A 17,784-nucleotide genomic window follows, 5' to 3' on the forward strand; every position below is an offset into this window, starting at 1 on the left:
ACCCTCCCTCGCGGTGGTTCCGCCTCGCCCGGGGGTTGGGCGCCCGCCCCCACGTTCTGGTGCCGTTGCGTAGGCGACGAAGGAGCAAGCAACGGCGCCTGATCGTCGGGACTTGCGGGGCCGCCGACTCGAGCGCGCCAGCGCTCCAACCAACACTGAACAAAATTTCATGTTGGCCGCGACCGTGTGTGATCCTGTCCGGCGCGCAGAGCACATCGGCTACGTTGTCGATGCTTCACCCGAGGCTCTGCGCGTTGTACAGGAGTTGAGTCAATGGCGACGACCATCGAATATCTGCGGACCGAACCGGACTTGCCTCCGGTCGGTGTCGTCGATCGCACGCCGATCACGCCCGCGAAGAAGGCTGTGTTCGCGGGGATCGGCGTGCTCGGCGCCGGCGCGTGGACCTATCTCGCGATAGCGCGCGGAGAATCCGTGAACGCGGTGTGGATCGTGATCGCGGCGGTGTGCACCTACATCATCGCGTACCGGTTCTATGCCCGGTTCATCGAATGGAAGGTGACCAAGCCGCGCGACGACGTGGCCACCCCGGCCGAGATCTACGACAACGGCAAAGACTTCATGCCGATGGACCGGCGGGTGCTCTACGGTCACCACTTCGCCGCCATCGCCGGCGCCGGCCCCCTCGTCGGTCCGGTTCTCGCAGCTCAGATGGGCTATCTGCCGGGCACCATCTGGATCGTCGTCGGTGTGGTGTTCGCCGGTGCGGTGCAGGACTACCTGGTGCTGTGGGCCTCGACGCGCAGGCGTGGTCGCAGCCTGGGCCAGATGGCACGCGACGAGCTCGGCGCCGTCGGTGGTGTCGCGGCGATCGTCGCGATCCTGGCCATCATGACGATCCTGCTCGCGGTGCTGGCGCTGGTCGTGGTGAACGCCCTCGGTGAGAGCCCGTGGGGCGTGTTCTCGATCGCGATGACCATCCCGATCGCGCTGTTCATGGGTGTGTACCTGCGGTACCTGCGCCCGGGCAAGGTCGGCGAGGTATCCGCGATCGGCATCGTGCTGCTGCTTGCCGCCATCGTCGGCGGTGGCTGGGTGTCGGAAACCGAGTGGGGCGCGGACTGGTTCACCCTGTCGCGCACCACGATCGCCTGGTGTCTGATCGCCTACGGCTTCTTCGCCTCGGTGCTGCCGGTGTGGTTGTTGCTGGCACCGCGTGACTACCTGTCGACGTTCATGAAGGTCGGCACGATCGTGCTGCTCGCCGCGGGCATTCTCATCACCATGCCGGTGCTGAAGGCGCCCGCGGTGTCGGAATTCGCCACCAGCGGAACGGGCCCGGCGTTCGCGGGCAGTCTGTTCCCGTTCCTGTTCATCACCATCGCCTGTGGTGCGCTGTCGGGTTTCCACGCGTTGGTGTCCTCGGGGACCACGCCGAAGCTGCTCGCCAAGGAATCCAATGCCCGCATGATCGGGTACGGCGGCATGCTGATGGAGTCGTTCGTCGCGGTGATGGCCATCATCACCGCCTCGATCATCGACCAGCACCTGTACTTCGGCATGAACGCGCCCGGCTCGCTGACCGGTGGCACGCCGGAGACGGCCGCCGCCTACACCAACAAGCTCGGTCTCGACGGTCCGCCCGCGACGCCGGAGCTGTTCGCCGACGCGGCGTCGGATGTCGGTGAGCAGACGATCATCTCGCGCACCGGTGGCGCCCCCACGCTGGCGGTCGGCATCTCCGAGGTCTTCCACAAGTTCCTCGGCGGCGAATCGATGAAGGCGTTCTGGTACCACTTCGCGATCATGTTCGAGGCGCTGTTCATCCTCACCACCATCGACGCGGGCACTCGTGTCGCGCGGTTCCTGGTGTCGGACGCGCTGGGCAACTTCGGTGGCGGTTTCAAGAAGTTCCGTGATCCGTCGTGGCGGGTCGGCGCCTGGGTGTGTTCGCTGCTCGTGGTCGCGGGCTGGGGTGGCGTGCTGCTGATGGGTGTCAACGACCCGTTCGGCGGCATCAACGCGCTCTACCCGCTGTTCGGTATCGCCAACCAGCTGCTGGCCGCGATCGCGCTGACGGTGGTGCTCACCATCCTCGTCAAACGTGGGCAGTGGAAGTGGGCGTGGATCCCCGGTATTCCGCTGGTGTGGGACCTCGTCGTCACGATGACCGCCTCCTGGCAGAAGATCTTCTCCGCCGATCCCAAGCTCGGTTACTGGAAGCAGCACAGCCTGTGCCAGGCCGCCAAGGACGCGGGCAAGGGCTGCCTGACGGCCAAGACGCCGGAGCAGGTGGAGATCGCGATCCGCAACACCTTCATCCAGGGCACGTTGTCGATCGTGTTCGCGGTGCTCGTGCTCATCGTGACCGTCGTCGGTGCGCTGGTGTGCCTGCGGGCGATCCGCACCGGTGAGGTGACCAGCTCCGAGTCCGAGGAGCAGCCGTCGAAGATCTTCTCCCCCAGCGGTTTCGTGTCGACGAAGGCGGAGAAGGACGTGCAGAAGGAGTGGGACGTGCTCATCGCCGAGGGCAAGGTGACCGCGCCCGGATCGGTGCACGTGTCGTGAGTTCGGCCGGGGATGCGGGCGGGCGGTCCATCGGATCGGCCGCCCGCGCCCTCGCGCACCGCGTCTGGACGGGCGCGCGCTCGGTGGCCCGGTGGTACAGCGCGATCAACGGCGGCCAGGACTACCAGCGGTATGTGGCCCATCTGCGCCGCAATCACCCGGACCGCCCGGTCCCGTCCGAACGCGATTACTGGCGCGAACGCTATGCCGAAGCCGAGCGGAACCCCACCAACCGCTGCTGCTGAATAGGTGGCCGATTTCCGCTAGCACCGGACCCGGCGCGCTGCCATTGTGGACAACGTGACCATCACGGCTTTGGACTTCGAGCGCTGCTACCGAGCGGTGTCGACCCGCGACTCCCGTTTCGACGGGCAGTTCTTCACCGCGGTCCGCACCACCGGCATCTACTGCCGTCCCTCCTGCCCGGCGATCACGCCCAAGCGCACCAATGTGTCGTTCCTGCCCACCGCCGCCGCGGCCCAGCAGGCGGGGTACCGGGCGTGCAGGCGCTGCCTGCCCGATGCCGCGCCCGGTTCGCCGCTGTGGAACGTGCGCGCCGACCTGGCCGCCCGTGCCATGCGCCTGATCGGCGACGGGGTGATCGAGCGGGGTGGTGTGCCCGAACTCGCCGCCACGCTGGGCTATTCACAACGGCAACTGACCCGGGTGCTCACCACCGAGCTGGGCGCGGGACCGCTCGCGCTGGCCAGGGCGCACCGCGCGCACACCGCACGGCTGCTGATCCAGACCACCGACATGCCCATGTCGGATATCGCGTTCGCGGCGGGCTTCGCCAGCATCCGCCAGTTCAACGACACCGTGCGCGAGGTGTTCGCGGTGAGCCCGACAACGATGCGTACCGAATCGCGCCGCTCACCACGCAACGATGTGGAGGCACCCGCCGCACCCGGCCTGCTGACATTGCGGCTGCCGTATCGCGAACCGCTCGATACCGGATGGCTGGCCTGGTTCCTGTCCGCCCACACGGTGCCGGGGATGGAGCTGTGGGAGAACGGGGTGTACACGCGCAGCCTGCGCACGCCGCACGGGCACGCGACCATCGGGTTGTCCTTCCGGCCGGGACATGTGCGGGCCGAACTGGCCCTGCGGGATATGCGCGATCTGGCGCCGACCGTGGCCAGGGTGCGACACCTGCTCGATCTCGACGCCGATCCGCTGGGGATCGACGAGGGATTGGGGATCACGCCGAACGACGGCGACACGAGCCCGTTCACACCGGGCATCCGCATGCCGGGTTGTCTGGACGGTCCGGAACTCTTGTTGCGCACCATGATCGGGCAGCAGATCTCGGTGCGAGCGGCGGCAACCCACACCGCGCGCCTGGTCGAGGCGCTCGGTGAACGGATCGAGGGGCCGGTGCCGCTGCTGTTCCCCACGCCCGCGGCCATCGCCGAACACGGTGCCGAGGTGTTGACCGGGCCCGCCCGCCGGATCGCCGCGATCGTGTCGGCCGCACGGACCATCGCCGACGGCGAACTGGTACTGCACTCGGGCCGCACCGCCGACGACCTGCGCCGCGACCTGCTCGCCCTCGACGGGGTCGGCCCGTGGACCGCCGACTACGTGACCATGCGCTCACTCGCCGACCCCGACATCCTGCTCGACACCGACCTGGTCGTCCGCCAAGGCGCCGCACTCGCGGACATCGACCTCACCGACACCGAACGCTGGGCGCCCTGGCGCTCCTACCTGTCCATACACCTGTGGAAGACGGCGCTCGTGCAGCGCGGCGCCGTCCCACTGCCCACGTACTCCTGACGGAAAGAGACATCATGACCATCACGCACGCCGACTACGCGACGGTCGACACCCCGATCGGACCGTTCACCACCCTCGTCGACGCCGACGGCGCGGTCCTGGCTTCGGGCTGGACCGCCGACGCGACCGGGTTGGCCGGTCTCGTGCACGCGAGTCTGCGACCGGCCGAACTGCGGCAACGGGATTCGCTGGGCGAGGTCACCCGCGCGGTCATCGACTATCACGCGGGCGATCTCACCGTGATCGACGCGGTTCCGGTGCGTCAGCAGTCGGGTGAATTCCTTGCGCACGCTTGGGAAATCCTGCGCAAGGTGCCCGCGGGTGAGCCGGTCACCTACACCGAGTTCGCGGGGCTGGCCGGTCGGCCCGCGGCCACCCGGGCGGCGGCCAATGCCTGTGCGCGCAATGCGGCCGCGCTGTTCGTGCCGTGTCATCGGGTGCTGCGGATCGGCGGGGCGCTCGGTGGGTTCCGATGGGGGCTCGAGGCCAAGAGGTGGTTGCTCACGCACGAAGGGTGAGGTGCGGCTTCTGCGGCACACCAAGCCAGTTTTCCATCATTGGCTATTTATTCAGGGTCCAGTAGGGCGCACGATGGTGCGCATGCTTACTCGCCGCCTGGTCGCCCTGTATGTGGGCCTGTGGTTGTACGGGACGTCCATGGCGGTGATGATCCGCGCCGGGCTCGGGCTCGATCCGTGGGACGTCTTCCATCAGGGCGTCGCCGGGCACGTGCCGTTGAGTTTCGGGATGGTGACCGCGCTGACCGGCATGGTCGTCCTGCTCGCCTGGATCCCGCTGCGGCAACGGCCGGGGCTCGGCACCATCAGCAATGTGGTGGTGATCGGGGTGGCGGTCGACGTCGGCCTGTGGCTCATCCCGGCCGCGGAACAGCTGTGGCTGCGCGTGCTCGCCATGATTGTCGCGGTGGTGGTGAACGCCGCCGCGACGGTTCTCTATATCGGCGCCGGAATGGGTCCAGGACCGCGCGATGGACTGATGACTGGCCTGGTCACCCGGACCGGCTGGTCGGTGTGGACGATCCGCACCGGCATCGAAACGTCGGTGCTGGTCACCGGCTGGCTGCTCGGCGGCAGCGTGGGGATCGGCACCGTCGTGTACGCCTTCGGCATCGGACCACTGATCCAGCTGATGATCCCCTACCTCGACGGCCGGCTGCCCGGGTTCGAACCGACGCCCGCGAAGGAGGCGGCTGCGGTCGGGTAGGTCAGGCGACGGTGGTTTTCAGGTGGGAGCCGTTGCGGCCGCGTAGAACGTGGAGGCGGGTGGGGATGCGTTGGCGCATTTCGTCGACGTGGCTGACCACGCCGACTACGCGGCCACCGGCGCGCAGTTCGTCCAGGACGCCCATGACGGCGTCGAGGGTGTCGGCATCGAGGCTGCCGAAACCCTCGTCGATGAACAGGGTGTCGAGGGTGACGCCACCGGCTTCGGCGGCGACCACGTCGGCCAGGCCGAGCGCCAAAGCCAGTGAGGCCATGAAGGTTTCGCCGCCGGAGAGGGTTTTCGCCGAACGGACGGAGCCGGTGTAGTCGTCGCGCACGTCGAGCCCGAGTCCACCGCGCCTGCCGCGCGGACCGGCCTTGTCCGAGTGGACGAATTCGTAACGGCCACCCGACATCCGGCGCAACCGCACCGACCCCGCCACCGCCACTTCCTCGAGCCGCGCGGCAAGCACGTAGGACCGCAACGACATTCGCCGATTGTTCTCGCCGCGCCCGGCGACCACCTCGGCCAACCCGGCCAGCTCGTCGAATTCCCGCTGTCTGGGTGCGATCCGCTCCACCTCACCCCAGAGCTGGGTACTCAGCTGTTCGAGCTGGGCGACCCGTTCGGTCGCCGCCGACTGTGCGGCGACCGCTGAAGTGAGCGCATTCTGGGCCAGCGCGAACCGCTGCTCCCATTCGACCGGATCACCCGGAACACGCTCGGCCACAGCCTGAATCCCCGGCTCGGCCAACACCGCCTCGGCGTGCGCCCGCGCGCGGTCGGCGGCGGTGAGCTCGGCCTCGATCTCCGCCTGCTGCCGGGCTGTCCGAGCAGCCGCCCCGACGACCTGTGCACAGGCGGTGAGCAAGGCGATGTCGTCCCGCGGCGCGACCGGCTCGTCGGCCGGCTCGTCGTCGTCGGCCTCCTCGTCGAAGAGGTCGAACAGCGTCGGCGTCACCGGGGCAGCCGAGTTTCGCGGTGTGCGAGGCGGGGCTTCCGGTGTGCCGGTCGAGTGATGTGCAGCCGATCCGTCGGGCGACGGTGATGCATCGGACGGGAGGAATCCGGCTGCCGCCGCGAGGTTTTCGACGCGGCTGGCGATGCGGGTGACGGCTGTGCGCGCGGCGGATTCCGCGGTTCGGGCGTCGCGCAGGGCGGTGGCCGCGGTGATGAGGGATTCGAGGCGGGCGGCGCGGGCGTCGACGGAGGTGTCGGCGCCCGCCGCGGTGCGCAGGCGGGCGGTGAGTTCGTCGAGGCGGGTGCGGGTGGCCGCGATATTGGCGGTGACGGTGCCGAGCCGGGCGTCGAGGTCGCGGGACTGCTCGTGCAGGGCCGACTCTTCGGTGCGCAGGGTTTCGAGGCGCGCGGTCAGGGCGGTCGCTTGGTTCGCGGTGTCGGTGGCGTCTTCGAAGCGGTGGGTGGCGGTGCGGACGGCGTCGGCGAGGGTGACGGGATCGGCGGCGCCACCGCGTGCGGTGAGCGCTTCGATCTCGCGTTCCAGGGTGGCGATGCGCTGGGCGACTCGGTCGCGTGCGGCCTCGGCGGCCTGCTCGGCGGCCACTGCGGCATCCTCGGCGTCCTTGGACACGGCGTCGTCGGTCGGCCGGGCCGGTTCGGGGTGCTCGGCGGAACCACAGACCGTGCACGGCGCGCCATCGACCAGCGCGCCCGCGAGCTCGGCAGCCATCCCCGCCAGGCGTCGCGAACGCAGGTCGAGCACCTGCTCCCGCGCATCGAGGTGGGCTCGCCGTGCCTCGTCGAGCTCGGCCTGCGCCCGATCCAGAGCCGGTCGCTTGGTGGTCAATTCGACGGCAGCGGCCGCCGAGTCCTGCCATTTCGACAAATCGTTGCGCAACCCCGGCAGCGCGGCGGCGGCATCGGTCGCCTCCCGCAACTGCTCCTGCGCCGAGGCGATCATCGCGGGCAGTTCCTCGCGCCGGCGCGCCAGCTCCCCTGCCCGCCGCGTCAACCGTTCGGCTTCCGCCTCGTGCGCCGCGAGATCCCCCGCCAGCTGCCTTGCGGTCACCGCCTCGGCCCGGATCTCCCCGAGCACGCCGATCAGCGCGTTCCACCGACTGACAGCCCCGTCGAGATCTCCCGCGACATCGCGCACCGGACCAGCCGCGACGCCCCCCGATGACACGTCGCGCACGCCACCGGCGTTCGCACCATGCACACCACGGCCGTTCGCACCGCTGTGGTGGTCGGTCTCTCCATCGGTATCAGTCGAGCGCGGCCGGACCGACCGCACGTCCTGTCCGCGCGAACCGTCGAGCGAAGACGCCAGCGGGTCCTCGAGGTGATGGCTCGAGCGGCCATCGGCGACACCCTCAGCTTGCCCCGACCCGTCGACCGTCGAGCGCGCATCCGCAGCGTGCGGACGACGATCGGAAGCCGTACCCGCATTCCCCGCCGCGTCCGATCGCGGGTTCCGTCGGGCCTCATCGGGCTCGTCGATGATCACGGTCAGCAGGTCGAGACCGGGCAGGTCGGCAGCGGCTTCGGCGCGGAGTTGGGTGGCCAGTTCGGTGGCGGCGGCGCGCGTGGCGGTTTCGGCGCGGCGCAGGTCGCGGACGACGGTCCGGGCCTCGTCGATGGCCTGGACGACCGGTTCGGCGCGACGGGCCTGATCGAGTTCGCGTTCAAGGGCAGCGCGGTGGGGGGCGGCAGCGGTGTAGGCCTCGAGTTCGGACCTGGCCGCCCGCATCCGGGCATGGAGTTCGGTGATGCGGCGCTGCTCGTCGGCTTCGGCGCGGGCGGCGTCGGACTCCTTCTGGCGCAGTTCGGTATTCGCGATGGCCTCGGCCAGTTCGTGGCGGGCCGTGGAGAGCAGATCCTGTGACCAGCTCACCGCGTCGGGCAGCCCGACCGATTCCGCGCCGCCGTACCCGGCCGCCATTCCCACCTTCGTGATGAGCCGGTCGATGCCCTGTCTCAGCACCCCGAGTTCGGCTTCGGCGGTGCGTCTGCGGTCGGCCAGCCACCGCTCGGCGGTGCCGAAACGCTGTGTGTCGAAGAGCTTTTCGAGCAGCTTCTCGCGATCCTCGTTCTCCGCCCGCAGGAACCGCGCGAAATCGCCCTGCGGGAGCAGCACCACCTGGAAGAACTGGTCGGCGCTCATGCCGAGCAGCCGCAGCACCTCGTCGCCGATATCGGTGATGCGCGAGAGGTTTTCGCCGCTGCCGTCGAGCCAGGTGAGTGTGGCCTTGGGCTGGGAGACCCGGGTGCCGGATCCGTCGCGCTTGGGTCGTTCGAACTCGGGCACGCGCGTCAGGCGCAGCTTGCGACCGCCCACGGTCGCCTCGAGGCTCACCTGTGGTGGGGTGAGCCGGTCGGCGTGGTCGGAGTGCAGGCGTTTGCTCTCACCGCGCGCACCGGGCACCTTGCCGTAGAGCGCGAAGGCGATGGCGTCGAGAACCGTGGTCTTGCCCGCGCCGGTGTGCCCGTGCAGCAGGAACAGCCCGTCGGCGCCGAGCTCGTCGAAGTCGACGACCGTGGTGTCGGCGAAGGGGCCGAACGCGGTCATCTCCAGCCGGTGCAGTCTCACGCGGCGTCCCCGGTCACGCCGAGAGCTCCGCCGCCAAGGGTTCCGGGCTCGGCGGATCGGGCTCGCTCACCGCGGCGGCCAGAGCTCGTTCCACCCATGCCAATTCCCCCTCGGTCGGTTCCCCTCGCACATCGGACAGGAAGCTCGCGGCCACCTCGGTGTCGCGGCGGCCGTGCACTCGCTCGCGATACCGCAACTCCGGATTACCTTCCGGCCGAACCCATTCCACGTGCACGGCATGCGGAAAACGTTCCCGCAGCTTGCGCATGGGGTCGACCGGCCGCGCGGTGTCGGTGAGCGTGGCCGACACATAATGCTCCACCGCGCCGAGATGCTCGTCGGCGGTGAGCAGTTCCTCGAGCGTGCCGGTGAGCCTACTCAGCCCCCGCACCAGCGGCAGATCGTGACGGCGCACCTCGGCCAGCCCGTTCTCGTCCAGGTCGACGATCCACACCGCCTTGCGATGCGAGCTCTCGCCGAACGAATACGGCAGCGGAGAACCGCTGTAGCGCACCGACTCCGACAGCGTCTGCGGCGAATGCAGGTGCCCCAGCGCCACGTAGTCGATGCCGTCGAAGGCCGCCATCGACACCGTCTCCACCCCACCGACCGAGATCGACCGCTCCGACCCGGTGGCCGCCCCGCCGACGACGAACGCGTGCGCGAGCACCACCGACCGAGCCCCCGGCCGGCCCCTCAGATCGGCATTGATCCGCGTCATCGCCGCCTGCAGGATCTCCTCGTGCGAGCGCGCCTGCGGCACACCGAGTTCGGCACGGGTGATCTCCGGCTCGAGGTACGGAATCCCGTAGAACACCACCTCACCGTGGCCGTCGGCCAGACGAACGGGTTTGTCGACATCGGCGACCCGCGTGCACAGGTGCAGCCCACCGGCGGCCGCGAAGCTCGCGCCCGCACCGAGCCGGGCGGGCGAATCATGGTTGCCGGAGGTGGCGATGATGGTCGCCCCCGCGGCGCGGATGGCCTCGAAACCGCGATTGCACACCGCGATCGCGTCGGCCCCGGGAATGGAGCGGTCGTAGATGTCGCCGGGAACCACCACCACGTCGACGGATTCGGCGGCGACCAGGTCGGCGACGGCCGTGAGTGCGCGCGCCTGATCCGACAGCAGGTCGACACCGTGGAAGGTGCGCCCGATGTGCCAATCGGAGGTGTGCAGGATCCGCATGCCGCGAACCGTAGGCCAGGGCACCGACAGAATTCAATCGACGCACTACAACCGTGTCATTTCGCCGACACGGTTGCCCGGGGATTGCGAACTTGTCGGTGCCCTCGGGCAGTATCGCCGCCATGACCGCTTCGATGCTCGTCGCGCTCGTCCTGGTTTTCGCCGCAGGCCTCGGTCTCGGCTGGTTGGGCCATGCGGCCCGCGGCGGGCAGCGCGCCGCGGTCGCCGAAGCCCGGCTCGCCGCCGCCGAGGACAACCAGCGGTTGCTCCAACAGTCGCTGCGTGCGGCGAACGAGGATGCCGCGCGCAGGCATTCGGCCGCCGTCGGCGCGCTGGTCGACCCGCTGCGCGACGCGGTCGGCGCGCTCGAACAGCAGATCCGGCAGGTGGAGCACCATCGCATCGACGCCTATTCGGGTCTGCGCGAACAGGTCGCGGGGATGCAGCGCACCTCGCATCGGCTCTCCGATCAGACCGGGCAACTCGTCGCCGCGCTGCGCGCACCACAGGTACGTGGACGCTGGGGTGAGATCCAGCTCGAACGCGTCGTGGAACTGGCGGGCATGACGAGGCACTGCGATTTCGACACCCAGGTCACACGGGCGGGCGGCGACGACCGGGGCGCGGTGCGACCCGACCTGGTCGTGCGACTGGCGGGCGGCAGGCACATCGTCGTCGACGCGAAAGTTCCCTTCACCGCCTACTTGGACGCGGCGACCAGTGAGGATCCGGGCGAGCGTACCCGATTACTGACCAGGCACGCCAAGCAGCTACGCGCCCACGTCGACCAGCTGGCCGACAAGGCGTACTGGGCGGCCTTCGACCCGGCGCCGGAGTTCGTTGTGCTGTTCGTCCCCGGCGACCCGTTCCTCGACGCCGCCCTGACCACCGACGCCGAACTGCTCGAGTACGCGTTCGGCCGGAACGTGATCCTCGCGACGCCCACCACGCTCATCGCCCTGCTGCGCACGGTCGCGTTCAGCTGGCGGCAGGAAGCCCTCTCGCGCGATATGGCAACGGTGCAGCAATTGGGCAAGGAGCTCTACACCCGCATCGGCAAGGTCGCCGAACACCTCGACACCCTGGGCCTGAATCTCGGTAAGGCCGTAGCGGCTTTCAACGCCGCCGTCGGTTCGGTGGAGTCGCGGGTGCTGGTCACCGCGCGCCGGATGCACGATCTCGGCATCGCCGATCAGGAGCTCCCGGCAATCCGGCTCGCCGAGACCCGGCCCCGGGTGGTGGCCTTCGCCGACGCCGAGGATCGCCGCTGAGTTCTCCGTGCCGCGACCGCAACACGGTCGTCATGCGGTTAGTGTCATAGGGTGGCTGCTTCCCAACGTGCGCGACCCCGGGTGCCCGCGCCGCAACGTTCGATCATGCCCTCGGTGCCCGGCATCGCCGCGTGGGCGGCGATCGCGCTCGCCGTCGGCGCGACGACGCTCGGCTTCCTGATCGACGCGCTGGGCGACGAAGACTTCCCGACCACCACGTTCTCGGTGTTCTATGTGCTCGGGTGTGTGCTCGCGGTCTGCGCGGTGCGGGCTCGTGGCCTGTTCGCCACCATGGTGATGCCGCCGCTGCTGCTGTTCGTCGCTGTTCCGGTGGCCTGTCAGCTGCTCGGCGGCCGTAGCACCACGTCCATCAAGGACGTGCTGATGAACCTGGTCATCCCGCTGGTCGAACGCTTCCCGACGATGGCGCTGGCCACCCTGCTCGTCGCCGTGATCGGTGGCGTCCGCATCGCCCTCGCCAAGCGCGCGCCCGCCACGGCGCGACCGGCGACGGAACGGCGAAGCGCACGCAAGACCACGAGCCGTCGCCCCGAACCGGCGGCCCGGAACCTGGCCGAGGCCGCGCGCAAGCGGCCGCGCCGGACCGGCGTCCTCGACGACCCGGATACCGAGGTCGATCTGTCGAGTCCGGCGCGTCGCCCCGCGCGCGGCGCCGACCCGAAACGCGCGCCGACCGCCGCACGCACCCGCGAACCGCGCACGCCACGCGCGGCAGCCCCACGCGAACCCGAACCGGCCCGCACGAGCCGCAGGCGCGGCGACGCACCGCCGCACCCGCAGCCGAACGTGCGCTACCGCGATCGCGCAGATTCCACCCGCACCGAACGGCGCCGCCCCGACAGCCTCTGAACACACGAAAATCCCCGCCGCGATCCGGGAAGCGGCGGGGATTCCTCGTCTGTCAGCGACGCGCGGGACGCAGCTCGCGCGGCAGGGAGAACACCAGCGTCTCGTTGGCCGTGGTCACCGGCTGCACCTCACCGAAGCCGTGCTCGGCGAGCAGGTCGAGTACACCGGTCACGAGGATCTCCGGCACCGACGCGCCCGAGGTGACGCCGACGGTCCGTACGCCGTCGAGCCAGGCGGGGTCGATCTCGCGGGCGTAGTCGATCAGATGCGCGGCCCGCGCACCAGCCCCGAGCGCCACCTCGACCAACCGCACCGAGTTCGAGGAGTTGCGCGACCCGACGACGATCACCAGATCGCATTCGGGCGCCATCGCCTTCACCGCGGTCTGGCGGTTGGAGGTGGCGTAGCAGATGTCGTCGCTCGGCGGGTCCTGCAGCGTCGGGAACCGCTGACGCAGCCGCTCGACGGTCTCCATCGTCTCGTCGACCGACAGCGTGGTCTGCGACAGCCAGATCACCTTCGCCGGATCGCGCACCGTCACCCGGTCCACCGAGTCGGGGCCGTCGACGAGCTGCACGTGCTGCGGCGCCTCACCGGCGGTGCCCTCGACCTCTTCGTGCCCCTCGTGCCCGATCAGCAGGATGTCGTAGTCGTCGCGGGCGAAGCGCTTGGCCTCCTGGTGCACCTTGGTGACCAGCGGGCAGGTGGCGTCGATGGTGCGCAGGTTGCGTTCGGCGGCGGTCTCGTGCACGGTCGGCGCGACACCGTGCGCGGAGAACACCACGAGCGCGCCCTCGGGCACCTCGTCGGTCTCGTCGACGAAGATCACCCCGCGCTCACGTAAGGTCTCGACCACGTGCCGGTTGTGCACGATCTCCTTGCGCACATAGATCGGCGCGCCGTGCTGTTCCAAAGCCTTCTCGACCGTCTCGACAGCACGATCGACGCCTGCGCAGTACCCGCGCGGCTCGGCCAGCAGCACGCGCTTGGCACCGGCATCCGCCGCGCTCGCCGAGCGCGTGATACCGACGTTCAAGGGGATTGCCGAGGTCATAGTGCACAGCTTACGTGCGTGGCCAGGGGCGGCCGAAGGGGCATAGATCACATCAGGGTGGTCGGGATCTTTGCATCACAGCCGCTTTGGGGCAGGCTGGGATCATGTTTCGACCTCCGTTTCTGGCTCGGGTCGCCGCCGGCGCCGCCGTATACGCCTTAGAAGAGACCCGGCGGCTTCCCGTCGCCGCGGTCCAATTCCCGATCACCGCCATCAGTCGCGTGCTGCAGACGACCATGCACGTGCAGCAGTTCGTCACCAGCCTCGCGCTCAAGGGTGACGCCGTGTTCGAGCGGCTCGGCTCGCCCGCGCAGGAGCAGCCGGAGTGGGCGACCTTCGACGAGGATCTCGCGCCCGCCGCCACGACCAACGGGCACGCCAGCAAGTTCGACCTGTTCGCCGAGGACGCTCCCCGCTCCCAGACCAACGGTCAGGCCGTGCCCGCGTCGCTGCTGGTGCTCGAGACCGAGAACGAGACCGTCGAACCCGCCGCCGAGGAAGCGCCCGAGGAGGTCGAGGCACCCGAGGTCGCCATCCGCTACGACTACCCGTCGATGACGCTGGCCCAGCTGCGCGCCCGCCTGCGCATGCTCAGCGTCGAGGAGCTCGAGCAGCTGCTGGCCTTCGAGCAGCAGACCGGCGCCCGCGCGCCCTTCGTCACCATGCTCACCAACCGCATCGCCACCGTGCAGGCCAAGTAGCGCCACTCCACTGCCGAGGCGGCCGCGATCCCACGGGACGCGGCCGCCTTTTCGTTTGTCGGTGCCCTCCCGTAGAACTGACATATGACTCAGGACGGCACCGGCACCGCGGCCGCACCGGCGAATTCGGCGGAGCAGCCGTATCCCGTGCGTTCGGTGGCGATCAAGGTCGCCCAGTGGATCGAGCGTCTCGGCAGCATCTGGGTGGAGGGGCAGGTCACCCAGATCAATCTGCGCCCCGGAACGCGCACCGCGTTCCTCGTCCTGCGCGACACCTCGGTCGACATGTCGCTGTCGATCACCTGCGACCCGGATCTGTTGCGTCGTCTGCCCGTTCCGCTCACCGAGGGCAGCCGAGTGGTGGTCTACGGCAAACTGCAGTTCTTCACCGGGCGCGGCACGATCTCGTTGCGGGTCACCGAGATCCGCGCGGTCGGCATCGGTGAACTGCTGGCCCGGATCGAACGGTTGAAGGCGTTGCTCACCGCGGAGGGCCTGTTCGATCCGCGGCTCAAGCGGCCGCTGCCGTTCCTGCCCGCCTCGGTCGGCCTCATCACCGGGCGGGCGAGCGCGGCCGAGCGCGATGTGCTCAGTGTCGCTCAGAAGCGTTGGCCCGCAGTACGTTTCGTCATCCGCAATACCGCGGTGCAAGGCCCGAGCGCGGTGCCGCAGATGCTGGAAGCGTTACGCGAGCTCGACGGCGAAGTGGATGTCATCGTGATCGCGCGTGGCGGCGGCAGCACCGAAGACCTGCTGCCCTTCTCCGACGAAGCCCTGTGCCGGGCCGTCGCGGCGGCGCGCACCCCGGTGGTGAGCGCGATCGGTCACGAACCCGACAACCCGCTGCTCGATCTGGTCGCCGACCTGCGCGCGGCCACTCCCACCGACGCCGCCAAACGCATCGTGCCCGACGCCGCCGCCGAACTGGCCGGGGTGCGCGAGATGCGGGCCCGCTCGGCGGCGGCGCTGCGCGGGTGGGTGCAACGCGAGGCCCATGCCTTGCAGCAATTGCGCTCGCGCCCGGTGCTGGCCGACCCGCTGCGCGAGCTCGGTCACCGCCACGACGAGGTCGAACGATTACGCACCGCCGCGCGCCGCTGCGTCGACCACGCGCTGCGCACCGAGGCGACCAGGACCACGCATCTGCGCGAGAAGCTCACCGCGGTCGGCCCGGCCGCCACCCTGGCCCGTGGCTACGCTGTCGTGCAGCGCGTGGCGGGGCCCGAACGCCACGTCGTCCGGGAGATCGACGACGCACCCGCGGGCAGTCAGTTGCGGATCCGCGTCGGCGACGGCGCGATCACCGCCGCCGCGCTCGGCACCACGCGCCTGACCCCGCAAGCCACCGACGAGAAGAGGAAGTGACCGTGGCCGACGCCGGTTCCGACAACACCGACAACCTGGCCGAGATCGCGACCTTCGGCTACGAACGCGCCCGCGACGAACTCGTCAATGTGGTGAAGATGCTCGAACAGGGCGGCCTCGACCTCGACGACTCCCTGGCCCTGTGGGAGCGCGGCGAAGCCCTCGCCACCCGCTGCGAACAACATCTCGCGGGCGCCCGCAAGCGCGTCGAGGACGCGTTGTCCCGCGCCGACCTAGACGCCGACGGCTAGCTCGGCCGGCCCGACCGACACCGCGGCCTGCTCGGACGGCTGCCCCGACCTGAGTCGCGGCCACGCGATCGACACGTGCGCGAGCGAGCCGATCGACGACCACCGCGGCCGACCGATCCGGCCGATAGCCGCCGCGGCCTACTTCGCCAGCGGCTGGGCGGCGGTGATCGCCTGGGCCAGGGTGGTGAAGGCGGCTTCGTTGCCCGCGCCGGTGATCAGGATGCGGACCGAGCCCATATCGGCAATCCAGGCGGATTCCTCGGTGGGCTCGGTGTAGACGACCCACTTCTGGCCGGCGATGTCCTGGGTACCGGTGGGATAGCGCGAGCCGAGCACGTGCCGCGACAGTGCTTCCTCGGTGGCGTTGCTCTGCGAATACCGCATATAGGTGCCCTGCGGGGTGATGTAGCCGACCGTGCTCACCGGCCCGCCACCGGCGATGCTGATGTTCTCGCGGCTGCCGGAGTTCGACACCCAACCCTCCGGCAAGGCCGGTTGACGGATCGGGAACGGCATGGATTTCGCGTCCGAACGCAGCGCGGCGTCCGCGTCGAAGAACGGGATCTGCCCCTGGGTCGGGCCGTTGGTCGCCACCGTGCACTGGCTGGCCGCACCCGCCAGCACGACCGCGATCAGCACCAACGGAATCAGCGACCAGAACAGATCGCGGTAGTCGTTGAAGATGCGGTGCTTGGTCTGGGCCACGACTACCAGTATCCACTCGGCCGCTGACCTGGCCGCTCAGGGGTCGCGCCGGGAGGTCGTGCACGACCGTGCAGGTTCGGAATGCGACAATTGCCCCCGTATCACCAACGCCAAGGAGGCACTCCGCAATGACGGCATCTTCGCCCGCCCCCAGCCGCCGCGAGGCACCCGACCGGAACCTCGCCCTCGAGCTGGTACGTGTCACCGAGGCAGGAGCGATGGCCGCGGGCCGCTGGGTCGGCCGCGGAGACAAGGAAGGCGGCGACGGCGCGGCCGTCGACGCCATGCGCCAGCTGGTCAGCTCGGTGTCCATGAAGGGCATCGTCGTGATCGGCGAGGGCGAGAAGGACGAAGCGCCGATGCTGTACAACGGCGAAGCGGTCGGTGACGGCACCGGCCCCGAGGTGGACTTCGCGGTCGACCCGATCGACGGAACCACCCTGATGTCGAAGGGCTCCCCCGGCGCCATCTCGGTGCTCGCGGTCGCCGAGCGCGGCGCCATGTTCGACCCGTCGGCCGTGTTCTACATGCACAAGATCGCCGTCGGCCCCGACGCCGCCGGTTCGATCGACATCACCGCCCCGATCGGCGAGAACATCCGCCGCGTCGCCAAGGCCAAGCAGTCCTCGGTGTCCGACCTGACCGTGTGCATCCTGGACCGCCCCCGGCACGCCGACATCATCCAGCAGACCCGCGAGGCGGGCGCACGCATCCGCCTGATCTCCGACGGTGACGTCGCCGGTGCCATCGCCGCGGCGCGGCCCGAGTCCGGCGTCGACATCCTGGTCGGCATCGGCGGTACCCCCGAGGGCATCATCGCCGCCGCCGCGCTGCGCTGTCTCGGCGGCGAGCTGCAGGGCATGCTCGCCCCCAAGGACGACGAGGAACGCCAGAAGGCGATCGACGCGGGCCACGACCTGGACCGCGTGCTCTCGACCACCGACCTGGTCTCCGGCGAGAACGTCTTCTTCTGCGCCACCGGCGTCACCGACGGCGACCTGCTGCGCGGCGTCCGCTACTTCGGTGGCGGCGCGTCGACCCAGTCGATCGTGATGCGCTCGAAGTCGGGCACCGTCCGCATGATCGACGCCTACCACCGCCTCACCAAGCTGCGCGAGTACTCCTCGGTCGACTTCGACGGCGACGACAGCGCCAACCCCCCGCTGCCGTGACATGGAGCGCTGGCGCGCTCGAGTCGGCGGCCCCTGAGGTCCCGGCGATCAGGCACCGTTGCTTGCTCCTTCGTCGCCTACGCAACGGCCGACCATGTTCTGGAAGAAGAACGGCAGGCCGAGC

The 17,784-nt window shown here is 69.7% G+C and carries 15 protein-coding genes; 11 read left to right on the forward strand and 4 right to left on the reverse strand.

All coding sequences use genetic code 11. The features are described from left to right. Window positions 1-273 precede the first annotated feature (273 nt). The 5 genes from ACWEVR_RS33715 (at window position 274) to yczE (ending at window position 5,532) form a co-directional block, all read left to right on the forward strand. Window positions 274-2,529 (forward strand): carbon starvation CstA family protein, encoded by a 2,256-nt coding sequence (locus tag ACWEVR_RS33715; protein ID WP_452470168.1) that lies wholly within the window; start codon window positions 274-276, stop codon window positions 2,527-2,529. After that, on the forward strand, window positions 2,526-2,774 hold the full coding sequence (locus tag ACWEVR_RS33720; protein WP_084456758.1) for a YbdD/YjiX family protein: 249 nt from the start codon (window positions 2,526-2,528) through the stop codon (window positions 2,772-2,774). Before ACWEVR_RS33715 ends, ACWEVR_RS33720 begins: the two co-directional genes overlap by 4 nt. A gap of 46 nt (window positions 2,775-2,820) precedes the next feature. Next, window positions 2,821-4,308 (forward strand): AlkA N-terminal domain-containing protein, encoded by a 1,488-nt coding sequence (locus tag ACWEVR_RS33725; RefSeq protein ID WP_452470169.1) that lies wholly within the window; start codon window positions 2,821-2,823, stop codon window positions 4,306-4,308. A gap of 14 nt (window positions 4,309-4,322) precedes the next feature. Then, window positions 4,323-4,826, forward strand: coding sequence for a methylated-DNA--[protein]-cysteine S-methyltransferase (locus tag ACWEVR_RS33730; RefSeq protein WP_452470170.1), 504 nt, complete (start codon window positions 4,323-4,325; stop codon window positions 4,824-4,826). 82 nt (window positions 4,827-4,908) lie between these two features. Continuing rightward, complete coding sequence (gene yczE, locus ACWEVR_RS33735) at window positions 4,909-5,532, forward strand: membrane protein YczE (RefSeq protein ID WP_452470171.1); 624 nt, start codon at window positions 4,909-4,911, stop codon at window positions 5,530-5,532. Window position 5,533: 1 nt separating this feature from the next. On the opposite strand, the gene ACWEVR_RS33740 is transcribed toward yczE, so the two are convergent. Together ACWEVR_RS33740 and ACWEVR_RS33745 are read right to left on the reverse strand one after the other, a co-directional pair. Next, window positions 5,534-9,082, reverse strand: coding sequence for an AAA family ATPase (locus ACWEVR_RS33740; RefSeq protein ID WP_452470172.1), 3,549 nt, complete (start codon window positions 9,080-9,082; stop codon window positions 5,534-5,536). Window positions 9,083-9,095: 13 nt separating this feature from the next. Next, complete coding sequence (locus ACWEVR_RS33745; protein WP_452470173.1) at window positions 9,096-10,271, reverse strand: exonuclease SbcCD subunit D; 1,176 nt, start codon at window positions 10,269-10,271, stop codon at window positions 9,096-9,098. Window positions 10,272-10,393: 122 nt separating this feature from the next. On the opposite strand from ACWEVR_RS33745, the gene ACWEVR_RS33750 reads away from it, so the two are divergent. Continuing rightward, on the forward strand, window positions 10,394-11,542 hold the full coding sequence (locus tag ACWEVR_RS33750) for a DNA recombination protein RmuC (protein ID WP_067485693.1): 1,149 nt from the start codon (window positions 10,394-10,396) through the stop codon (window positions 11,540-11,542). Window positions 11,543-11,593: 51 nt separating this feature from the next. After that, the gene (locus tag ACWEVR_RS33755) at window positions 11,594-12,412 is read left to right on the forward strand and encodes a DUF6542 domain-containing protein (RefSeq protein ID WP_452470174.1); all 819 of its coding nucleotides are present in this window, start codon (window positions 11,594-11,596) and stop codon (window positions 12,410-12,412) included. A 52-nt stretch (window positions 12,413-12,464) separates the two neighbouring features. Here the strand turns inward: ACWEVR_RS33755 and ACWEVR_RS33760 are convergent, their stop codons facing one another. Then, window positions 12,465-13,466 (reverse strand): 4-hydroxy-3-methylbut-2-enyl diphosphate reductase, encoded by a 1,002-nt coding sequence (locus tag ACWEVR_RS33760; protein ID WP_067637795.1) that lies wholly within the window; start codon window positions 13,464-13,466, stop codon window positions 12,465-12,467. A gap of 104 nt (window positions 13,467-13,570) precedes the next feature. On the opposite strand from ACWEVR_RS33760, the gene ACWEVR_RS33765 reads away from it, so the two are divergent. From ACWEVR_RS33765 to ACWEVR_RS33775, 3 genes are all read left to right on the forward strand, one after another. Beyond that, window positions 13,571-14,167, forward strand: coding sequence for a lipid droplet-associated protein (locus ACWEVR_RS33765; protein WP_452470175.1), 597 nt, complete (start codon window positions 13,571-13,573; stop codon window positions 14,165-14,167). 84 nt (window positions 14,168-14,251) lie between these two features. Then, the gene (xseA, locus tag ACWEVR_RS33770) at window positions 14,252-15,532 is read left to right on the forward strand and encodes an exodeoxyribonuclease VII large subunit (protein WP_452470176.1); all 1,281 of its coding nucleotides are present in this window, start codon (window positions 14,252-14,254) and stop codon (window positions 15,530-15,532) included. Window positions 15,533-15,534: 2 nt separating this feature from the next. After that, complete coding sequence (locus tag ACWEVR_RS33775; protein WP_452470178.1) at window positions 15,535-15,783, forward strand: exodeoxyribonuclease VII small subunit; 249 nt, start codon at window positions 15,535-15,537, stop codon at window positions 15,781-15,783. Between the two features lie 138 nt (window positions 15,784-15,921). On the opposite strand, the gene ACWEVR_RS33780 is transcribed toward ACWEVR_RS33775, so the two are convergent. Further along, window positions 15,922-16,488 carry a DUF4245 domain-containing protein gene (locus ACWEVR_RS33780; RefSeq protein ID WP_452470177.1) on the reverse strand — a complete coding sequence of 189 codons (567 nt, stop codon included), beginning with the start codon at window positions 16,486-16,488 and terminating at the stop codon, window positions 15,922-15,924. A gap of 128 nt (window positions 16,489-16,616) precedes the next feature. On the opposite strand from ACWEVR_RS33780, the gene glpX reads away from it, so the two are divergent. Continuing rightward, window positions 16,617-17,660 (forward strand): class II fructose-bisphosphatase, encoded by a 1,044-nt coding sequence (glpX, locus tag ACWEVR_RS33785; protein WP_067980421.1) that lies wholly within the window; start codon window positions 16,617-16,619, stop codon window positions 17,658-17,660. Window positions 17,661-17,784: the final 124 nt, after the last annotated feature.

The organism is Nocardia sp. NPDC003979 (assembly GCF_053605015.1).